This window comes from Dactylosporangium sp. CA-139066, assembly GCF_050936175.1.
Taxonomy (GTDB): Bacteria; Actinomycetota; Actinomycetes; order Mycobacteriales; family Micromonosporaceae; genus Dactylosporangium.
Genome location: NZ_JBNJNH010000002.1, coordinates 961809 through 978442, shown reverse-complemented (window position 1 = coordinate 978442; position 16634 = coordinate 961809). Strand labels below are relative to the sequence as shown.

Annotated in this window: 15 protein-coding genes; 9 read left to right on the top strand and 6 right to left on the bottom strand. The window is 73.0% G+C overall.

Annotated features, from left to right (window positions below):
- Positions 1-24: 24 nt before the first annotated feature.
- The 3 genes from ACQEVU_RS49240 to ACQEVU_RS49230 form a co-directional block, all read right to left on the bottom strand.
- Positions 25-432: a helix-turn-helix domain-containing protein gene (locus tag ACQEVU_RS49240; RefSeq protein WP_433337139.1), complete on the bottom strand. Its 408-nt coding sequence runs from the start codon at positions 430-432 to the stop codon at positions 25-27.
- Positions 429-842 (bottom strand): type II toxin-antitoxin system RelE/ParE family toxin, encoded by a 414-nt coding sequence (locus ACQEVU_RS49235; protein WP_433337137.1) that lies wholly within the window; start codon positions 840-842, stop codon positions 429-431. The genes ACQEVU_RS49240 and ACQEVU_RS49235 overlap by 4 nt, the downstream gene beginning before the upstream one ends.
- Before the next feature lie 132 nt (positions 843-974).
- On the bottom strand, positions 975-2321 hold the full coding sequence (locus ACQEVU_RS49230; protein ID WP_433337135.1) for a hypothetical protein: 1347 nt from the start codon (positions 2319-2321) through the stop codon (positions 975-977).
- Between the two features lie 72 nt (positions 2322-2393).
- On the opposite strand from ACQEVU_RS49230, the gene ACQEVU_RS49225 reads away from it, so the two are divergent.
- The 6 genes from ACQEVU_RS49225 (at position 2394) to ACQEVU_RS49200 (ending at position 8378) form a co-directional block, all read left to right on the top strand.
- Complete coding sequence (locus ACQEVU_RS49225; protein WP_433337133.1) at positions 2394-2906, top strand: mycothiol transferase; 513 nt, start codon at positions 2394-2396, stop codon at positions 2904-2906.
- Between the two features lie 81 nt (positions 2907-2987).
- Positions 2988-4313 carry an NAD(P)/FAD-dependent oxidoreductase gene (locus tag ACQEVU_RS49220; protein ID WP_433337131.1) on the top strand — a complete coding sequence of 442 codons (1326 nt, stop codon included), beginning with the start codon at positions 2988-2990 and terminating at the stop codon, positions 4311-4313.
- Between the two features lie 77 nt (positions 4314-4390).
- On the top strand, positions 4391-5713 hold the full coding sequence (locus tag ACQEVU_RS49215; RefSeq protein WP_433337129.1) for a reverse transcriptase family protein: 1323 nt from the start codon (positions 4391-4393) through the stop codon (positions 5711-5713).
- Between the two features lie 75 nt (positions 5714-5788).
- Positions 5789-6820 carry a calcium/proton exchanger gene (gene cax, locus ACQEVU_RS49210; RefSeq protein ID WP_433337127.1) on the top strand — a complete coding sequence of 344 codons (1032 nt, stop codon included), beginning with the start codon at positions 5789-5791 and terminating at the stop codon, positions 6818-6820.
- A gap of 123 nt (positions 6821-6943) precedes the next feature.
- On the top strand, positions 6944-7807 hold the full coding sequence (locus tag ACQEVU_RS49205) for an expansin EXLX1 family cellulose-binding protein (protein WP_433337125.1): 864 nt from the start codon (positions 6944-6946) through the stop codon (positions 7805-7807).
- A gap of 124 nt (positions 7808-7931) precedes the next feature.
- Positions 7932-8378 carry a MarR family winged helix-turn-helix transcriptional regulator gene (locus ACQEVU_RS49200; RefSeq protein ID WP_433337123.1) on the top strand — a complete coding sequence of 149 codons (447 nt, stop codon included), beginning with the start codon at positions 7932-7934 and terminating at the stop codon, positions 8376-8378.
- Here ACQEVU_RS49200 and ACQEVU_RS49195 read toward each other — a convergent pair.
- Both ACQEVU_RS49195 and ACQEVU_RS49190 read right to left on the bottom strand, forming a co-directional pair.
- A complete protein-coding gene (locus ACQEVU_RS49195) occupies positions 8375-10015 on the bottom strand; it encodes a purple acid phosphatase family protein (RefSeq protein WP_433337121.1) in 1641 nt (546 codons plus the stop codon). The genes ACQEVU_RS49200 and ACQEVU_RS49195 overlap by 4 nt on opposite strands.
- 93 nt (positions 10016-10108) lie before the next feature.
- Entirely contained in the window at positions 10109-10819 is a 711-nt protein-coding gene (locus tag ACQEVU_RS49190) for a class I SAM-dependent methyltransferase (protein ID WP_433337119.1), read from the bottom strand.
- 76 nt (positions 10820-10895) lie between these two features.
- Here ACQEVU_RS49190 and ACQEVU_RS49185 point away from each other — a divergent pair, with 76 nt between their 5' ends.
- Positions 10896-13229, top strand: a complete 2334-nt coding sequence (locus ACQEVU_RS49185; RefSeq protein ID WP_433337117.1) for a hypothetical protein — start codon at positions 10896-10898, stop codon at positions 13227-13229.
- Here the strand turns inward: ACQEVU_RS49185 and ACQEVU_RS49180 are convergent.
- Positions 13226-13354, bottom strand: a complete 129-nt coding sequence (locus ACQEVU_RS49180) for a hypothetical protein (protein WP_433337115.1) — start codon at positions 13352-13354, stop codon at positions 13226-13228. The two genes, ACQEVU_RS49185 and ACQEVU_RS49180, sit on opposite strands and share 4 nt — an antisense overlap.
- 403 nt (positions 13355-13757) lie before the next feature.
- Here ACQEVU_RS49180 and ACQEVU_RS49175 point away from each other — a divergent pair, with 403 nt between their 5' ends.
- Entirely contained in the window at positions 13758-15128 is a 1371-nt protein-coding gene (locus tag ACQEVU_RS49175) for a hypothetical protein (RefSeq protein ID WP_433337113.1), read from the top strand.
- A complete protein-coding gene (locus ACQEVU_RS49170) occupies positions 15125-16633 on the top strand; it encodes a ferredoxin (protein WP_433337105.1) in 1509 nt (502 codons plus the stop codon). The genes ACQEVU_RS49175 and ACQEVU_RS49170 overlap by 4 nt, the downstream gene beginning before the upstream one ends.
- Position 16634: the final 1 nt, after the last annotated feature.

Here is a 16634-nt window from a genome sequence, read left to right as displayed (position 1 = left end):
GGCGATCGATCCGGTGCCCGCCCGCTAGGAGGCCTTCTTCCTGGTCACGCCGGCGGCCTTGCCCTTGCGGGGAACGGCCGTCCGGCGGACCGCCGCCGCGACCTTGCGGACCCCGCCGGCCGCCGACGCCGGGGTGAGCAGCGGATAGCGGTGCCGCCCCTGCACCGCGACGATCTCAAGACCCCCGCCGGGCAGCAGCGCGCCGACGTACCGCTCGAGGAGATCGATCGTGATGTTCGACGACCGCTCGATGGCGGCCACGCGAGGCTGGGACACCCCGATCCGCGCGGCGACGTCGGCCTGACTCAGCCCCGCCCGCTCACGCAACGCCGTCAGCCCGGCGGCCAGCCGCAGCTCATCCTCGATCTCGGCCACACGCTCCGCGGCCCCGTCGGCCGCCAGGACTCGGGCCTCCCACTCCTTCAGGCTCATCGCCGCCCCCTCCCAGTCCTCCTGGTCACCGCCGTCGGCCGGCCGCGTCCCCTGGCCATCGCCGCCTGATGCTCACCGAACCGCTGGTCGGCGATCGGAATGTTCGCCTCGTACCAGCCGGACCAGTTGCCGCTCTTATCGCCACCGAGCAGCAAGATCGCACGCCGCCGCAGATCGAAGGCGAACAGCACCCGTATCTCGGTCCGGCCGGTCGATCCGGGCCGCAGCTCCTTCATGTTGGCGTAATTGCTGCCCTCGATCACGTCTACCAGCGGACGCCCGAGAGTCGGCCCTTGATCGCGGAGCACTCTTACCGCCGCAAGCAGCGCCTCGGCATCCGTCTGGTCCAGGCCCTCGGCCCACTTCTCGCACTCAGGATGAAACTCGACGACCCATTCCGGCGACGCCATGCCATAACAGTAACGTTATGGAGTGGCACCGACAAGCAGGTGGCTTTGACGGGCTACGGGTTGACGAAGGGCAGCGAGCGACTGGGCGGGGAAATCGGGTGGGTCGTGCGGCCGCGAGCGCGCCGGGGGCGGCTACTCGGCGAAGATGCGGACCGCGTCGAAGCCGCGGACGGCGATGCGGTGCTGCGTGACGGCGATCGACGCGGTGAGGATCCGGCGGTCGCCGGGGTTCGGGCGGGGTACCAGGGGACTGTCCGGCAGCGGGAGCCGCCACAGGACCGTCCGCGGTGCGAGAGTCGACAGGCACACCAGCTCGGTGGCGCCGGCCAGCAGCAGGTGGACGTCGTCGACGTACGCGATCGCCGGCGGGTCGATGTCGAGGGTGACCGGCTCGTCGCGCTGCCCGTCCAGCCGGATCCGCTCCAGCCGGCAACGCCCGGCGGTGTCGACGGTCACGGCGCAGGTGGTCGTGGGTCCCGCGGCGACCGAAACGACCTCGCCGTCCACCGGGAACCGCCAGCGTTCGTGCCCGTCGGCCAGGTCGTACCCCGCCAGGTCCTCCCCGGGCAGGGGCAGGTCGTCGAGGTCGAGTTGGTCGGGCTCCACGCCGAGCTCCACCGCGCGGTCGACGAGAGCCTCTTCGCGCTCCGCGGCCGCGGCGAGCCGGCGTCCGCGGTCCACCAGCACCAGCGAGTCTCCCAGCACCGCGCCGAAGGTGCGGGCTCGCTCCGGGTAGATCGGGGCCGGCGGCAGCCGCCATCGCTCGGTGCCGTCGGCGAGCGCCCGGCCGACGATCGCTCCGCCGGTCTCGGGCGGATCGGGGGCGGTCTCGGTGACGGCAACGTCCCCGGCCACGGCGATGACGCGCTCTCTCGCCTCCCAGCGGGGCGCTCCGGTCGCGAGGTCCCGGCACTGCAGGTGCCACGACCTGGCGCGGTACACCCAGGACGCGAGGTAGGCGTCGGGCCCCACCGCGAGGGGCTCCTGCCAGAGCTTGACCCCGAGGTCGGCGCCGTACACGTCCAGTTCCACCTCCCGGCCCGCCGCGAGGTCGTCCTCGCGCAGGATCCGCCCGTCCGCGTCGATCAGGTACACCGTGAACGACTCTTCCCAGCGGTACACCGGCAGGAGGATGCGGTTGTCCGGCAGCGGATGCGGCAGGCCCACCTGGCTGGCCTCGCCGCCCCGCGCGGCGGGCGGCATCGATACCCGGAACCGCTCCGTGCCGGCGGCCACGTCGAGTGCGACCAGGGCGATCAGGGACGGCTCGGCGTCATCCGTCGCGGCGGGCGCGGGGCCTCCCGCGGCGAGCAGCAGGTCCCCGCCGACCGCCGGCGGCAGGTACGACTCGTGCCACGCGTCCGGCACCGGCAACGTCGCAACGAGCGCCGGCCGCCGCGTCGGGCAGGACTCGGGAGTCCACACGCCGGCACCGTAGCAGCGGGCCACAACCAGCCCGGCGGGGTGTTGTTGCAGCATCCGGCGGCGGTACCCATGGGTTGCGCGGAAGAGGGTAAACAGGGACGGGTTGACTGAAGGAGGATGAGCGTAATGCAGGTGAGCGAACTGCTGGTCGAGGGGTTCGGGCGGCTGCCGGACCTGGTGCGCGGGGCCGTCGAGGGGCTCGATGCCGAGCAGCTGCGGTGGGCGCCCGCGCCCGGGGCCAACTCGATCGGCTGGCTCGTGTGGCATCTCACCCGGGTGCAGGACGACCACATCAACGACCTGCTCGACGACGGGTCCGAGCAGGTCTGGGTGACCGGGGCGTACGCCAAGCGGTTCGGGCTCGACCCGCAGACGCACGAGACCGGCTACGGGCACGCGCCGGAGGAGGTCGCCGCGGTGAGGCCCGAGTCGGCGGAGGTGCTGCTGGAGTACTTCGACGCCGTGCACGCCCGCACGCATGCGTACGTGGCCCGGCTCACGGCCGAGGATCTCGACCGGATCGTGGACGAGCGGTGGGACCCGCCGGTGTCGCTCGGGGTGCGGCTGGTCAGCATCCTCGACGATGATGCGCAGCATGTCGGGCAGGCCGCGTACGTTCGCGGGCTGCTGGAACGCTAGGTAGCGCACGACACACCGCCATCTCGGCCCGGCGGTGGTGTACTTGAAGTGCACGATCCACTGCTTCATCGGGAGATGCACATGGACGAGCGTGCGGAGCAGCGGCACCGGGTCGTCATCGTCGGTGCCGGGTTCGGGGGGCTGTTCGCGACCAAGGCGCTGAAGGGCGCGCCGGTCGACATCACCCTCATCAACGGCACCCCCAACCACCTGTTCCAGCCGTTGCTGTACCAGGTGGCGACCGGGATTCTGTCGGAGGGCGAGATCGCGCCGCCCATCCGGGAGGTGCTCAAGCGCCAGCGCAACGTCAAGACGCTGCTCGGCACCGTGACGCGGATCGATCCCGACGCGCGCAAGGTGACCGCGGTGGCGCCGGGGGTCAGCTACGAGGTGGAGTACGACTCACTGATCGTGGCGGCCGGGGCCTCCCAGTCGTACTTCGGCAAGAACGAGTTCGCCGAGTTCGCGCCCGGCATGAAGAGCATCGACGACGCGCTCGAGCTGCGCGGGCGGATCTTCGGGGCGTTCGAGCTCGCCGAGCTCGAGACCGACCCGGCCGCGATCGAGCGGTTGCTGACGTTCGTCGTGGTCGGCGCCGGGCCGACCGGCGTGGAGATGGCCGGGCAGATCGCGGAGCTCGCGCACCGGCACCTTCCCGGGCAGTACCACAACATCGACCCCCGGCAGGCCCGCATCATCCTGATCGACGCGCTCCCGACGGTCCTGTCGACGTTCGGCGACCACCTCTCCACGCAGGCGCTGCGCCAGCTGCACCGCCTCGGCGTCGAGGTCGAGCTGAGCACGAAGGTGGTCGACGTCGACGAGACCGGCATCGAGGTGGAGACGGCCCACGGGCGGCGGCGCATCGAGTCGATGACGAAGATGTGGGCGGCCGGGGTGGCCGCGCCGGAGCTGTCCCGGCAGCTGGCCGAGGCGACCGGGGCCGAGGTCGACCGGGCCGGCCGGCTCAAGGTCAACCCGGACACCACGGTCCCGGGCCACCCGGAGATCTACGCCGTCGGCGACATGATGTCGCTGGACCAGCTGCCGGGCGTGGCCCAGGTGGCGATCCAGAGCGGTCGGCACGCCGCCGGGCAGATCCGCAAGCGGCTGGCGGGGCAGCCGACCGGGCAGCCGTTCAAGTACTTCGACAAGGGCAGCCTCGCGACCATCTCGCGCTTCTCCGCCGTGGCGAGCATCGGGCGGTTCCGGTTCGCCGGGCTGCTCGGGTGGCTGCTGTGGCTGGTCGTGCACCTGCTGTACCTCGTCGGCTTCAAGAACCGGGTCACGGCCGTGCTGCACTGGTTCGTGAGCTTCATCGGGCGCGGGCGCTCGGAGCGGGTCGCCACGTTCCAGCAGGTGTTCGCCCGGCGTGCGCTGCAGGAGTATCAGCACCGCCTGCCGTAGGGTGGCGGCGTGGCAGCGCGTCCCGAGCTGGTCACGGCTCGCCGTGATCGCTCCGGGGCAACCCCGGGGACGCAGGATTGAGCACCGCAGCGCACCGCCGGCCCTCTGCCGCGCTTCGCGCGAGTCCGGGCAGGCACGACCGGGCAACGTCGGGGCGCGCTGCCGCTCATGCCCTCGCGCTCGCGTTCCTGGCCGCGGACTGGCGGCGCCCGGCGCTGCTCGCGGCCGGCTTCGAGACCCTCGGCCGGCGGCCGCGGTGGATGGGGCCGCTGGTCACGCGGGTGCTCGGGGCGTATCGCGTCGCGCCCGCGGACCGGCCCCGCGAGCTGGCCGGCTTCCTCGAGGCCCAGCTGCCGGCGTTCCTGCCCAACCGGATCGCGGTGCGCCGCGCGGTGCCGACGCGAGTTGTGCGCCTGCGCTGGGACACGCCGCCGATCGACGACCTGGCGGCGCTGGCCGAGTTCCTGGGCGTGGACGGGGACCGGCTCGACTGGTTCGCGGACCGCCGCGAGATCAACCGGAAGACCGCGGTCGACCCGTTGCGGCACTACCGGTACCAATGGCGCCCGCATCGGCTTATCGAGGCGCCGAAACCGCGCCTGCGCGCGCTGCAGCGCACGCTGCTGGACGACCTGCTCGGGCGCGTGCCCGTCCACCCCGCGGCTCACGGATTCGTGCCCGGCCGCTCGGCGTTCACGTTCGCCGCGCCACACGCGGGCCGGCCGGTCGTCGTCCGGCTGGACCTGGCCGCGTTCTTCACAAGCATTTCGATTTCCCGGGTGTACGGCCTGTTCCGCGCGATGGGCTACCCGGAGCCGGTCGCACACACGCTGGCCGCGCTGTGCACCACCGCCACGCCGGCCGACGTGCTGCGGGGCCACCCCGGCGGGTTCGTGCTGCGCGCGCCGCACCTGCCGCAGGGCGCGCCGACGTCGCCGGCGATCGCCAACCTGTGCACGTACCGGCTCGACCGGCGCCTCGCCGCCGCCGCGGACGCCTTCGCCGCCGTCTACACCCGATACGCCGACGACCTGGCGTTCTCCGGCGACCTCACGCGCGGCGCGGCCCGCCGGCTGGTGCGGCTCGTCGAGCGGATCGCCGCCGCGGAGGGGTTCCGGATCAACCCGGCCAAGACCAGGATCCGCGGCCAGGGCGACCGGCAGCTGCTGGCCGGGCTGGTCGTGAACGAGCGGCCGGCGGCGCCGCGGGAGGAGTACGACCGGCTGCGCGCCATCCTGCACGCCGCGGCCCGCGACGGGCTCGCCGCCGCCAACCGGGACGGGCACCCCGACTTCGCCGCGCACCTGGCCGGTCGCATTGAGTGGGTGGGCCGGGGCCGCCCGGCCCGGGCCGCCAAACTGCGGGAACTGTACACGGCGGCGGTCGCGACACAGTTGTGATCGTCTGCGATATTCGACGACGTGACTGTGGACGCCGCCCCCGCACCCGCACGCACCTTCATACGCTCGGACTTCATGGTGTTCGGCATCTGCGCCGTCGCCGTCGGCCTGGCCGCGGTCACCCGCTACACGGGCGTCCCGTCGGTCCTTGCGTTCGCGGTCGCCGGCGCCGCCGTCGCGGCCCTCGCGTCGCTCGTGGGGCGCAGCGTCGAGCAGCTCGGCGACCGCTTCGGCGCCGGCGCCACCGGCGTCCTGCAGGGCGCGCTGGGCAACCTGCCCGAGCTGTTCATCGGCTTCTTCGCGTTGAAGGCCGGCCTCGTCTCGGTCGTGCAGTCCGCGATCATCGGCTCGATCCTGTCGAACATCCTGCTGGTCCTGGGCCTGTCCTTTGTCGCCGGCGGCCTCAAGCACGGCACCCAGCGGTTCAACTCCGAGCGCGCCCGCACCACGATGGTGCTGATGGTGCTCGCCACCGGCGCCCTGGTCCTGCCGAGCCTCGCCTCGTACGTCCACACCCCCGCCGAGCCGCACGAGAAGTCGCTGTCGATCTTCGTCGCGGTCATCCTGCTGCTGGTCTTCGCCCTCTCGCTGCCGGCGAGCCTGAAGCGCAACGCCTCGGCGGCCAACGACGTGCACATGGAGCCCCCGCGCTGGCCGATCTGGATCGCCGTCGGCCTGCTCGCGGTCGCCAGCGGCTGCGCCGCGCTCGTCTCCGACTGGTTCGTCTACGCCCTCGAGCCCGCCATCGACGCCCTCGGCATCTCCCAGGCGTTCGCCGGCCTGGTGATCGTGGCCATCGCCGGCAACGCGATCGAGAACGTCATCGGGATCAAGCTGGCGTACAAGAACCAGGCCGACTACGCCCTCAGCGTCATCATCAACAGCCCGCTGCAGATCGCCCTGGTCCTGGCCCCGGCGCTGGTCCTGCTGAGCCTCTTCACGGCGACCACCCTGACCCTGGTCTTCGCCCCGATGCTCATCATGTCGGTCGCGGTTACGGTGATCGCGGTCGCTTTCATCGTCTTCGACGGCGAGTCAACCTGGCTCGAGGGCGCGACACTGGTCGCGCTGTACGCGATCATCGCCTCCGTCTTCTGGTGGGGCTAGTCCGCGCGCAGCTTTCGCTTCGGGGTGTCGCCGCCGGAAGCGCGTGGCGGGCTGAGGGGCGGGGACTCTTAAGGTTTGCTTTGGCGCGGGGTCCTGCGGGGGCTCCGTCGATACGATGCCGCCGTGGCTGAGCGTGGCGTGACCGGCGTGCCCTGGTGGCGAGGCCGGCGGACCTGGGTCGTCGCGGCGGCCGGCGTCGTCGTGGCCGGTGCGGCGACCGTGGCCCTCGTGGCGCAGGCGTCCGGAGCGGCCTGCGCGGCCGTGGCGGCGACGACCGGGCAGGCGACGTACTACGCGGCCGACGGCGGCGGGAACTGCTCGTTCGACAAGGTGGCGGAGCCGCTGGTGGTTGCGCTCGGTAACGCCGAGTACAAGGCGGGGGCCGCCTGCGGGGGGTACCTCGACGTGAAAGGGCCCAAGGGGACCGTCCGGGTCAAGGTCGCCGATCGGTGCCCGGAGTGCGCCGCGGGGCACATCGATCTGTCGAGGCAGGCGTTCGCGCGCATCGGGGAGATCGGCGACGGGATCATCAAGGTCACGTACAGCCCGGTGACCAGTCCGTCCGTGCCGGGGCCCGTCACCGTGCGGGTCAAGGAGGGGTCGTCGCGGTACTGGCTGGCGCTGCGGTTCGACAACACCGGGAATCCCGTGGCCTCCGTGGAGTTGCAGGCCGGGGCGGCCTGGAAGAGCCTCGGGCGGACCGACTACAACTACTGGATCGCCGAGAGCGGGGCCGGGAACGGGCCGTTCACCGTGCGGGTCACCGACACGGCGGGGCGGCGGACGATGCTGAGCGGGGTCACGCTCACGCCGGGGGCCGTGCAGCGGCCGGGGGTCAAGGAGGCCGGCAGCGTCGCGCCGAAGAACTCCGCGCCGGGGCGCAGCCCCGCGGCCTCAGCCTCGGCAGAGCCGGTACCGGAGACGTCGGGCGCCGCGGTCGAGGCGCCGGCGGCCGAGGCCGGGATCGCCGCGAAGGCACACTGCTAGGTAGAGCCAGGGTGGCGCCGGCGGCGTCCAGGCCGGCCGCCTGCGTCCGGAGCCGGTCGCGGCATAACAAAAACAGACGGCGTCAGCTTGCGTCCGGAGCCGGTCGCGGCATAAGAAGGCGGGGATGACCAAGGATCGCGACCTCGGCGTGCTCAGCGCGCAGGTGCTGTTCGCACTGCAGAAGGAGCTGTTCCGGCGGCTGGCCGAGCAGGGGCACCCCGGGCTGCGGCCCCGCCACGGCGCGGTGCTGGCCTACCTCGACGCCGCGGGCAGCCGGGCGACCGACCTGGCGTACCAGTCGGGGCAGCACAAGCAGGTCATCGGCACCCTGGTCGACGAGCTCGAGGCGCTGGGGTACGTGCGGCGCCACCCCGACCCGCAGGACCGGCGGGCCAAGCTCGTCGTGCCGACCGAGCGCGGCCTGGACCAGATGCGCCGCTCGGCCGCGATCCTGGCCGACATCGAGCGCGGGCACGCCGAGGCGGTCGGCGCCGAGGCCTACGCGACCTTCAAGGACGTGCTGGGCAAGGTGGCGGGCCGCCAACGCGGTGACGGCCCGCCACCGGCCTAGGCCTGGTCCTCGCTGAGCGTCGTGCGCTTGCGGCTGTCGCCGCCGGCCGTGCGCTCGATGACCACGCGGTCGATCTCCTGGCCGGCCTCGGTGAGCGCGCGCAGCGTGAGGCTGGTCTTGCGGCCCTCGGCGGCCGGCTGCACGTCCACGGCGAGGAACGAGTAGCCCGTGTAGCGCACCCGCGACCAGGTGACGGTCTCGGTGACCTTGACCGCGCCGTTCGCCCACACGTAGCTGGGCACCGAGTCGAGGTCGTTGACGTGCCCGGCGTACGAGTCGGGGACCGGGAAGCTGTACAGCGACCGGCCGGCCGCGCCCGCGGTGACGTACGTCGTGCCGTCCTTGTCCGGGTGGGTCGTCGCGCCGATGGGCGTCTTCTTGGAGACGCCGCCCTTGAGCGTGTCGGCCCGCTCGTAGATGTGGTTGTGCCCGTTGACGACCAGGTCCACCTGGTACTTGTCGAACAGCGGCACCCACTGCGTGCGCACGCCGCCCTCGGACGCGTGCTGGTTGGTGGTCGAGTACGCGCAGTGGTGGAAGAACACGACGATGAAGTCCACGTCGGGCTGCTGGCGCAGGAACTGCAGCCGGTCCTCGAGCCACTTGGTCTGCGAGCCGCCGCTGTACCCCAGGTTCGCCGGGATCTCGTAGGACACGTCGTTGGCGTCGAGCGAGACGACCGCGACGTTGCCGTAGATGTAGGAGTAGACGCTCGGGCAGTGCTGGGGGCCGTTGCCCGGGAAGTCGAAGCGGGCGATGTCGCCGCCGTAGCCGTTCGGCGAGTACAGCGCCTCCATGTCGTGGTTGCCGGTGGCGACCATCCACGGCACGGAGGCGGCGATCGACTCGGTCTGGGCGAGGAACTGGTCCCAGGTGCGCGGGTCGTAGACGTCGGTGCCGTTGGAGCCGTCGGCGCTGACCGGTTTGCCCTGGCCGCTCGGGTCGGCGTACGCGATGTCGCCGGCGTGCAGGTGGAACACCGGGTTCTGCTGGGCGATGATGCCGTCGTTGCTCAGCGCGTGGTAGCTCACGCCCTGGTCGCCGAAGGCGGTGAAGGTGAAGGGGCCGGCGACCCGGCGGCGCGACGGCGCCGTCGTGAACGAGTCGACCCGGCCGAACGTGGACAGGTCGGTGGGGTCGAAGCCGTCGTGGCCGACCGCGTAGAAGTACGTCTTGCCGGGCTGCAGGCCGTTGAGCGAGGCGTGCACGTAGTACTGGTCGACCGGGGCGATGGCGCCCGGCACCTCGGAGTGCAGCGCGCGGATCTCGGCCGGGACCTTGTGGCCGAGGTTCCACGGCGAGTCGCCGTAGCGCACGAACGGGCGCGTCACCAACGACGGCACCTGCCAGCCGACGCTGACCTGCGAGCGGGGGTTCGCGCCGTACGCCAGGTGCCGCGCGAACGGCACCACCAGGTGTCCGGGCAGCCGGTCGGGCTGCTGCCAGAACTCGGGAGTCTTGTCGGCGAACGCCCGGCCGGCGATGCTGGCCGCGGCGACCGCGCCGGCGCCGGCGGCCCCGGCGACGAGCATGCCGCGGCGCGACACACGGTGCTTCTTGCGCAGCAGCTCGTGCTGCTCCGCCATGCTCAGCCGGGCGGCGAGATGGTCGGGCAGCCCCATGCGAGGAATGTCCATGCCCGCAGTCTGCTGGCTGGCATAGCGGATGAAATGAATTGGCACGTGAACAATGGCCGAAAAGCATTGGGATTTGTACGGCGGAAACCGTCGCTATCCATTGGACGCTCGAATGAGAAATCGATGCGTGCGAACCGTGAACGGATAGCGCAGCGCCCGGAGGCGTGCGCCGTGCCGCTCGATCGAGAAGTCCGGGATCTGCCAGGCGACCATCCGCAGCTGGAACACGATCGCGCCCGGGTCGTCGAAGGTCAGCTCCGGAAACTCCTCGCGCACCTCCTGCAGCGCGAACCCGGCCGCGGCCAGGGCCTCCGCGGCGACCGCGGCCGACCACGCACCGGCCGGGCGCGGCGGCGGCGCGCCGAGCGCGGCGTTGAGCTCGGCGCAGTCCTCGGCCCCGACCTGCTGGCTGAGCAGCGTGCCGCCCCGGCGCAGCGCCCGCGCGGTCCCGGCGGCGTCGAGCCGGCCGTGCCGGTTGAGGACGAGGTCGAACCCGCCGCCGGCGTCGGCCAGGGCCGGCACCACGGCGACGCCGAGCGCCCCGAGCCGGGCGGCGGCGACCGCGGGCTGGTGGCTCTCCACGGCGACGGTCCGCGCCGGCAGCGGCGCGAACGCGGCGAGCAGCTCCCCGCCGCCGGTGTCGACGTCGAGCAGCGCGCCGGCGGCGTCGATCAGCGGCCGGGCGAGATCCGTGTACGACCACGACGTCTCCGCGCAGTGCGTCCGCCCGTCGAGAAACGAGAAGTCCCACCCGCCGGTGGGCGCGGCGAGCGCATCCGCAATTGATGCATCGAAGTCGTTCACGGCCCGAGAGTAGCCATGCGGGTGAATCCGTGCGCGAAATTCTGCGGGCCCGCGGCCGGGACGATAGGAAGCGGGCATGGCCCTGACACCCCTGGCGGAGCGGGACGAATCGCAGCGGCGCCCCGAGCGGGCCGGGCGGGCGCGACGGACGCCGTGGCGGTCGGGCTGGTGGCCGGCCGGGCTCGTCGCCGCCGCCACCGCGGCCGTCCTGCACCTCTACGGGGTCTCGCTGCCCGCCTTCCTGGTGTTTGCCGCGTACGTCGGGCTCGCCGTCACGCTGCCCGGCCTGCTGCTGTGGCGGCTCGTGCACCGCGGCTCCCGCGGCCCGGGCGAGGATCTCGCCGTCGGCACGGCCGTGGGGTACGGCGCGGAGGTCCTCGCCTACGTCCCCGCGCGCGCCGCCGGCGCCCCGCTGGCCGCGCTGGCGCTGCCCGCCGCGATCATCGCCACGTTCGCCCTGGTGCGCCCGCTGCGCCGCTACTGGCGCGGCGCCGGCGAGGCGGGCCGCGCGCCGGTCTGGCACTCGTGGACGCTCGCCGGGATCGCGCTCGCGCTGCTCTTCTGGAGCACCCTCTACTACCGCCACCACGGCTTCGCGTGGCCCAGCTACGGCAAGCCCGACATCGACCTGCCGTTCCACCTGGCCCTCGTGGGCGAGCTCAAGCACCACATGGGCCTGGTCACGCCGTGGGTGACCAGCGAGCCGATCTACTACCACTGGTTCGCCTACGCCGACATGGCCGCGGCGAGCTGGGCGACCGGCATCGAGCCGTACGTGCTCGTCACGCGCCTGTCGATGCTCCCGGTGATCTTCGCGCTCGTCGTGGCGGTCGCCGCCCTCGGCCGCCGCGTCGGCGGCTCGTGGCCCGCGGGCGCGGTGACCGCCGCGGCCGCGTTCTTCGTGCTCTCCCCGGACCCGTACGGCTGGGTCCAGGACCTCTTCTACCGCGACTACGGCTTTAACGCGACCGACGACGGGTCGAACGTGCGCCTGACGCTGTGGACGAGCCCGACCCAGACGTTCGGCGCCCTGGTGTTCGTGCCGCTCATGCTGGTGCTGCTCGACCTCCTGCGCGGCGAGCACCGGGACCGGCGCCGGTGGGCCGCGCTGGCGGTACTGCCGGCCGCGGTCATGGGCGCGAAGGCGAGCTTCCTGCCGACGCTGCTGTGCGGCCTGCTGCTGGTGCTCGCGGTCCACGCCGTGCGCCGGCGCCGGTTGCACCGCACCGCCGCGGCCGCGTTCGGGATCGTGCTCGGCTGGACGGTGTTCGCGCAGTTGGTGCTCTTCGGCGGCCAGAGCCAGGGCCTGGGCCTGGGCCCGCTGGACGCGCTGCGGCGCAACCCGGCCGGCGTGAGCACGCACTACACGGCGGATCCGCGGTGGTACCGCCTGGTGGTGCTCCTCGCCCTGACGCTGCTCGCCTGGATGGTCATGTGGTGCGGCGCCGCGGCGCTGGGCCGGCGCCTCCTCGACCCCGACGCCGTACTGCTGCTGGGCCTGGGCCTGGCCGGCGCGGCGGTGCTGCTGCTGTTCGGCCACTCGGGCGGCCAGGCGGAGGGCTTCTTCCTGCAGGGCGCCCGCCCCTACATCGCCGCCCTGGCCACGTGGGGCCTGCTGGAGCTGCTGCGACGCCGGACCTTCCCGGTCCGGGCGGTCGGCGCGGCCTTCCTCGTCGGGGCGGCGTTCGTCTATGCGGTCAGGCTCCTCGACGGCTCCGGCGTGCCCGTCATCGGCCCCGAGCGCCGCGCCGCCGCCGTCACCGCCGCGCTCGTCTGGCCCTGGGCCGCGATCGCCGCCGTCGCGCTCGGCGGCGCGTTCATGGCGTGGCGGCGGCGCAGCGCGTTCACCGCCGGCCTGGTCGTCGTGTTCCTGCTGGGCACCACGGCGCCGACCGCGACCCGCCAGCTCGCCTACGCCTACACCGACGGCCGCGACAACGGCTGGAGCGAGCGCGCCGACCTCTGGCCGGTCGTCACCCAGGGCACCCTCGAGGCCGGCCGCTGGCTGCGCGACCACTCGGACCCAAACGACCTCGTCGCCACCAACATGCACTGCGCCTACGAGGGTCGCCGGGGCCGCTCGGCCTGCGACCGCCGGCACTTCGGCATCGCCGCCTACTCCGAGCGGCGGGTGCTCGTCGAGTCCTGGGCCTACACCGCCGAGGCGCACAACCAGGAGGCCGTTCAGGGTGTACCGCAGGAGCACACCCGGTACTGGAACGCCGGACTGCTCGCGGACAACGACGCCGCCTTCGCCGACCCGTCGCCGCGCACGATCGGGGTGCTGCGCGACGAGTACCACGTCAGGTGGCTGTTCACCGAGGACGACATCATGCCGCCGTCGCCGGACCTGCCGCGGTACGCGACGCTGATGTTCCGGTCCGGGCACTGCGCCGTGTACCGGATCTAGGCGACCGCGAGCAGCACGCCCGGCACGAACGAGGACCGGTCGATCGAGTCGTGCCGCAGCGTGATCCGCGGTAGCCGCCGCGTGCGTCCGTACACATGTTCTATCCACAGGCTGTGGACGAACATGTGTACGAACCTTGCCGGTGTGCCGTCGCGTCCGAACAATGTGGTCCCCGGCGTTCCCGAAAGAAGCCCTAACGGGCACTTAAGAAGAGCTTCAAAAAACCATTCAGGTAACTGTTCGAAGTGGATCGACGACAGCATTCCTCGATATGTCCCAGGGACGCCCGGCTATGCGGGCAAAACGGGCATATGCCGCCGTCCGGTGCACCAGCTGGCGGTCGGCCAGCGCTCCGTCGATCAATAAGAGTATTAAAAACCCTTGAAGTTCGGCCCGTGGATCCTGTCGCGGGGGCGTGGAAGCGCACGATGAAACTTAAATTGACCCGTTCCGGACACCTGCATACGTTGGTTTCGCCGGCAGGTGGAGAAATAGCCGGGAATCACCGCACAGGATAGAGGAACTGCAATGGTTCAGCCGCACCCGTCGGGTTCCGGCGGGGCTCCCTCACCCCGCGGTCGATCCACTCGGAGCGGGCCGCCGTCCGCGATCAACGTCGGGCTCGTCGCCCTTGCCGGGCTGCTCCTGCTCGGCGTGGCCACCGGCGGCGGGCGCGAGACGCTCACCCAGGTCTTCGGCTTCCTGGTCTTCTACTGCGGCGTGTTCACGCTGGTGTCGCTGACCCTGACCGTGATCGCCGGGCTGGTCGCCACCGACCGCATCATCCTCGTCGCCCGGCACCGGGTGTGGGTGCAGTCCGTGCACCGCACGCTCGGCATCGTCGCGATCTCCTGCCTCGGCCTGCACATCGGCACCGAGCTCGTCGCCGGGCGCGTCGGCATCTTCGGTGCCCTGTTGCCCTTCACCACGGCGCCGTTCACGATCGGGGCCGGGAGCGTGGCGGCGTACCTCATGGTGCTCGTCATGTGGACCGGCATCGTGCGCTCCCGCTTCGCCCAGAACGGGCGGCCCTGGCTGTGGCGGCCGCTGCACGCCGTGGCGTACCTCTCCTGGCCCGTCGCGCTCTGGCACGGCCTCAACGCCGGGCGCCCGCCGGCCGTGTGGGTGACCGCGAGCTACCTGGTGCTGGCGTTCCTGACCACCGTCGCACTCGGCCTGCGGCTCTCCGCCGAGCGCAACCGCCGCCACCAGCAGCTCACCGCCGACCGCACCACCACCGAGATCGCCCCGATCGGCCGCCCCGCGCCGGCCGGGTACGAGCGGCGCACGATGCGCGAGTCCCGCTCGGCGAGCCGGTTCCGCTGGGACGCGCCGGCGGCCGAGGAGCTGTGGGACGACGACGAGGGCCCGGCCGACCGGCGCGCCGACTACCGCCGCGAGCCCGTCGTCGAGGCCGCCCCGATCACGGCGATCCCCGTGACCTCGGTCGTCTACCCCGACCCCGAGCCGTACGAGGCCCCGGCGGCCCGGCACTCGTACGACCCCGACCCCTACGTCGCCGAGTACTACGAGCCGGACCCGGAGCCCGCGCCGACCTTCCGCGGCGTCGCGGCCCCGGTCTACGACGACTACGACCCGTACGCCACGTACCCGGAGCCCGCATACGCCGAGAGCGAGCCGGTGTCCGAGTACCGCGACGAGGCCTCCGGGCTGACCCTGCGCGACCGCTTCGCCGCCCGCCGAGCGGCCGCCGCCGAGGTCGCCGAGGCCGACCGCTACGCCGACGACGACACTCCCACGCTGGTCAACCTCGACACCCGCCGCGAGCTGCGCGAGGAGCGCCGGGCCCGCCGGGCCGAGTCCGCCGGCCGCCGGCGCCGCGCCGACGACGTGGACGACGCCGAGTACTGGGCCCGCCTGCGCGGCGAGGCGCGATGAGCCCCCGCACCCGCGGCGGCATCGAGGCCGGCGCGACCAGGGTGCCGACCGTGCTGGCGATCGGCCCGGCCCGGCTGACCGCCGGCCTCGACCGCGCGGAGCGGCTCGACCTGCGGGCCCATCAGCAGGTGCACGGCCCGATCGGCCCGCTGTCCAAGCGCTCGCTCATGGAGCTGGCCGACGACATCAAGCTGACCGGCCGCGGCGGCGCCGGCTTCCCGTTCGCCAGGAAGGTGAAGGCCGTCGCCGACGCCGTCGAGCGGCGCATGCTCGCGCCGTTCGTGGTGGTGAACGCGACCGAGGGCGAGCCGGCCGCCTGGAAGGACAAGGTCCTGCTGACCCGGGCGCCGCACCTGATCCTCGACGGCGCCGCGCTCGTCGCGTGGGCGCTGCGGGCGGTGGAGATCGTGCTGTGCGTCGCCGACGACGGCATCGGCGAGCGGTCGCTGCTGGCCGCCGTCGCCGAGCGCGACCTGCCGGTGCCGGCCCGGGTCGTCCGCGTGCCGCACCGGTTCATCTCCGGCGAGGGCGGCGCGCTGGTGCAGGGCATCAACGGCTTCCCGCACATCCCGCCCGGCATCAAGCGGCGCGCGAGCGACGGCGGCGTGGCCGGGCAGCCGACCCTGCTGTCCAACGCCGAGACGTTCGCGCAGCTGGCGATCGCTGCCCGGGTCGGGCCGCGCCGCTACCGCGAGGTCGGCGACCCCGAGGGCGACGAGCCCGGCACGGTACTGCTCAGCGTCACCGGCAGCGCCCGGCACCCGGCCGTGGTCGAGTGCCCGACCGGCACCCCGCTCGCCGAGGTGCTCGACCTGTGCGCGGTGCCGGCCGGGCCGGCCGTGCTCTCCGGCGGCTTCCACGGCCGCTGGCTGGACATGTCCGTCGCCTCGCGGGCCCAGGTCTCGCGGCGCGGGATGGCCGCGGCCGGCGGCTCGCTCGGCGCCGGCATCGTCCTGCCGCTCGGCCCGGACACCTGCCCCGTCGGCGAGGTCGCCCGCGTGGTGCGCTACCTCGCGGCCGAGTCGGCCGGGCAGTGCGGGCCGTGCCGGCTCGGCCTGCCGGACCTCGCCCGGGCCGTGGACGGCCTGGCCTCCGGGGCCGGCGACCCGGCCGTCGTGCGCGCGGCCGCGGCCGCCGTCAAGGGCCGCGGTGCCTGCTCCCATCCCGACGGTACGGCGGGATTCGCCACCTCTGCGCTGGAGGTCTTCGCCGACGACCTGGCCCGTCACGCCCGCTCGGGCGACTGCGGGCGCCCGACCGCCGGCGTGCTGCCGGTGCCCGCCGCCCGCGACGAGGGCGGCTCGCGCCGGCTGCACGTGGACTGGTCACGCTGCGACGGGCACGGCCTTTGCGCCGATGTCGCCCCCGACCTCATCCGGCTGGACGGCAACGGCTATCCGGCCTTCCTCGATGCGCCGGTGCCCGTGCGGCTGGAACCCGTCGCGGCCCAGGCCGTGGCGATGTGCCCGGCCCTCGCCCTGCGCATGGCCGCTCCGAAACGGTGAT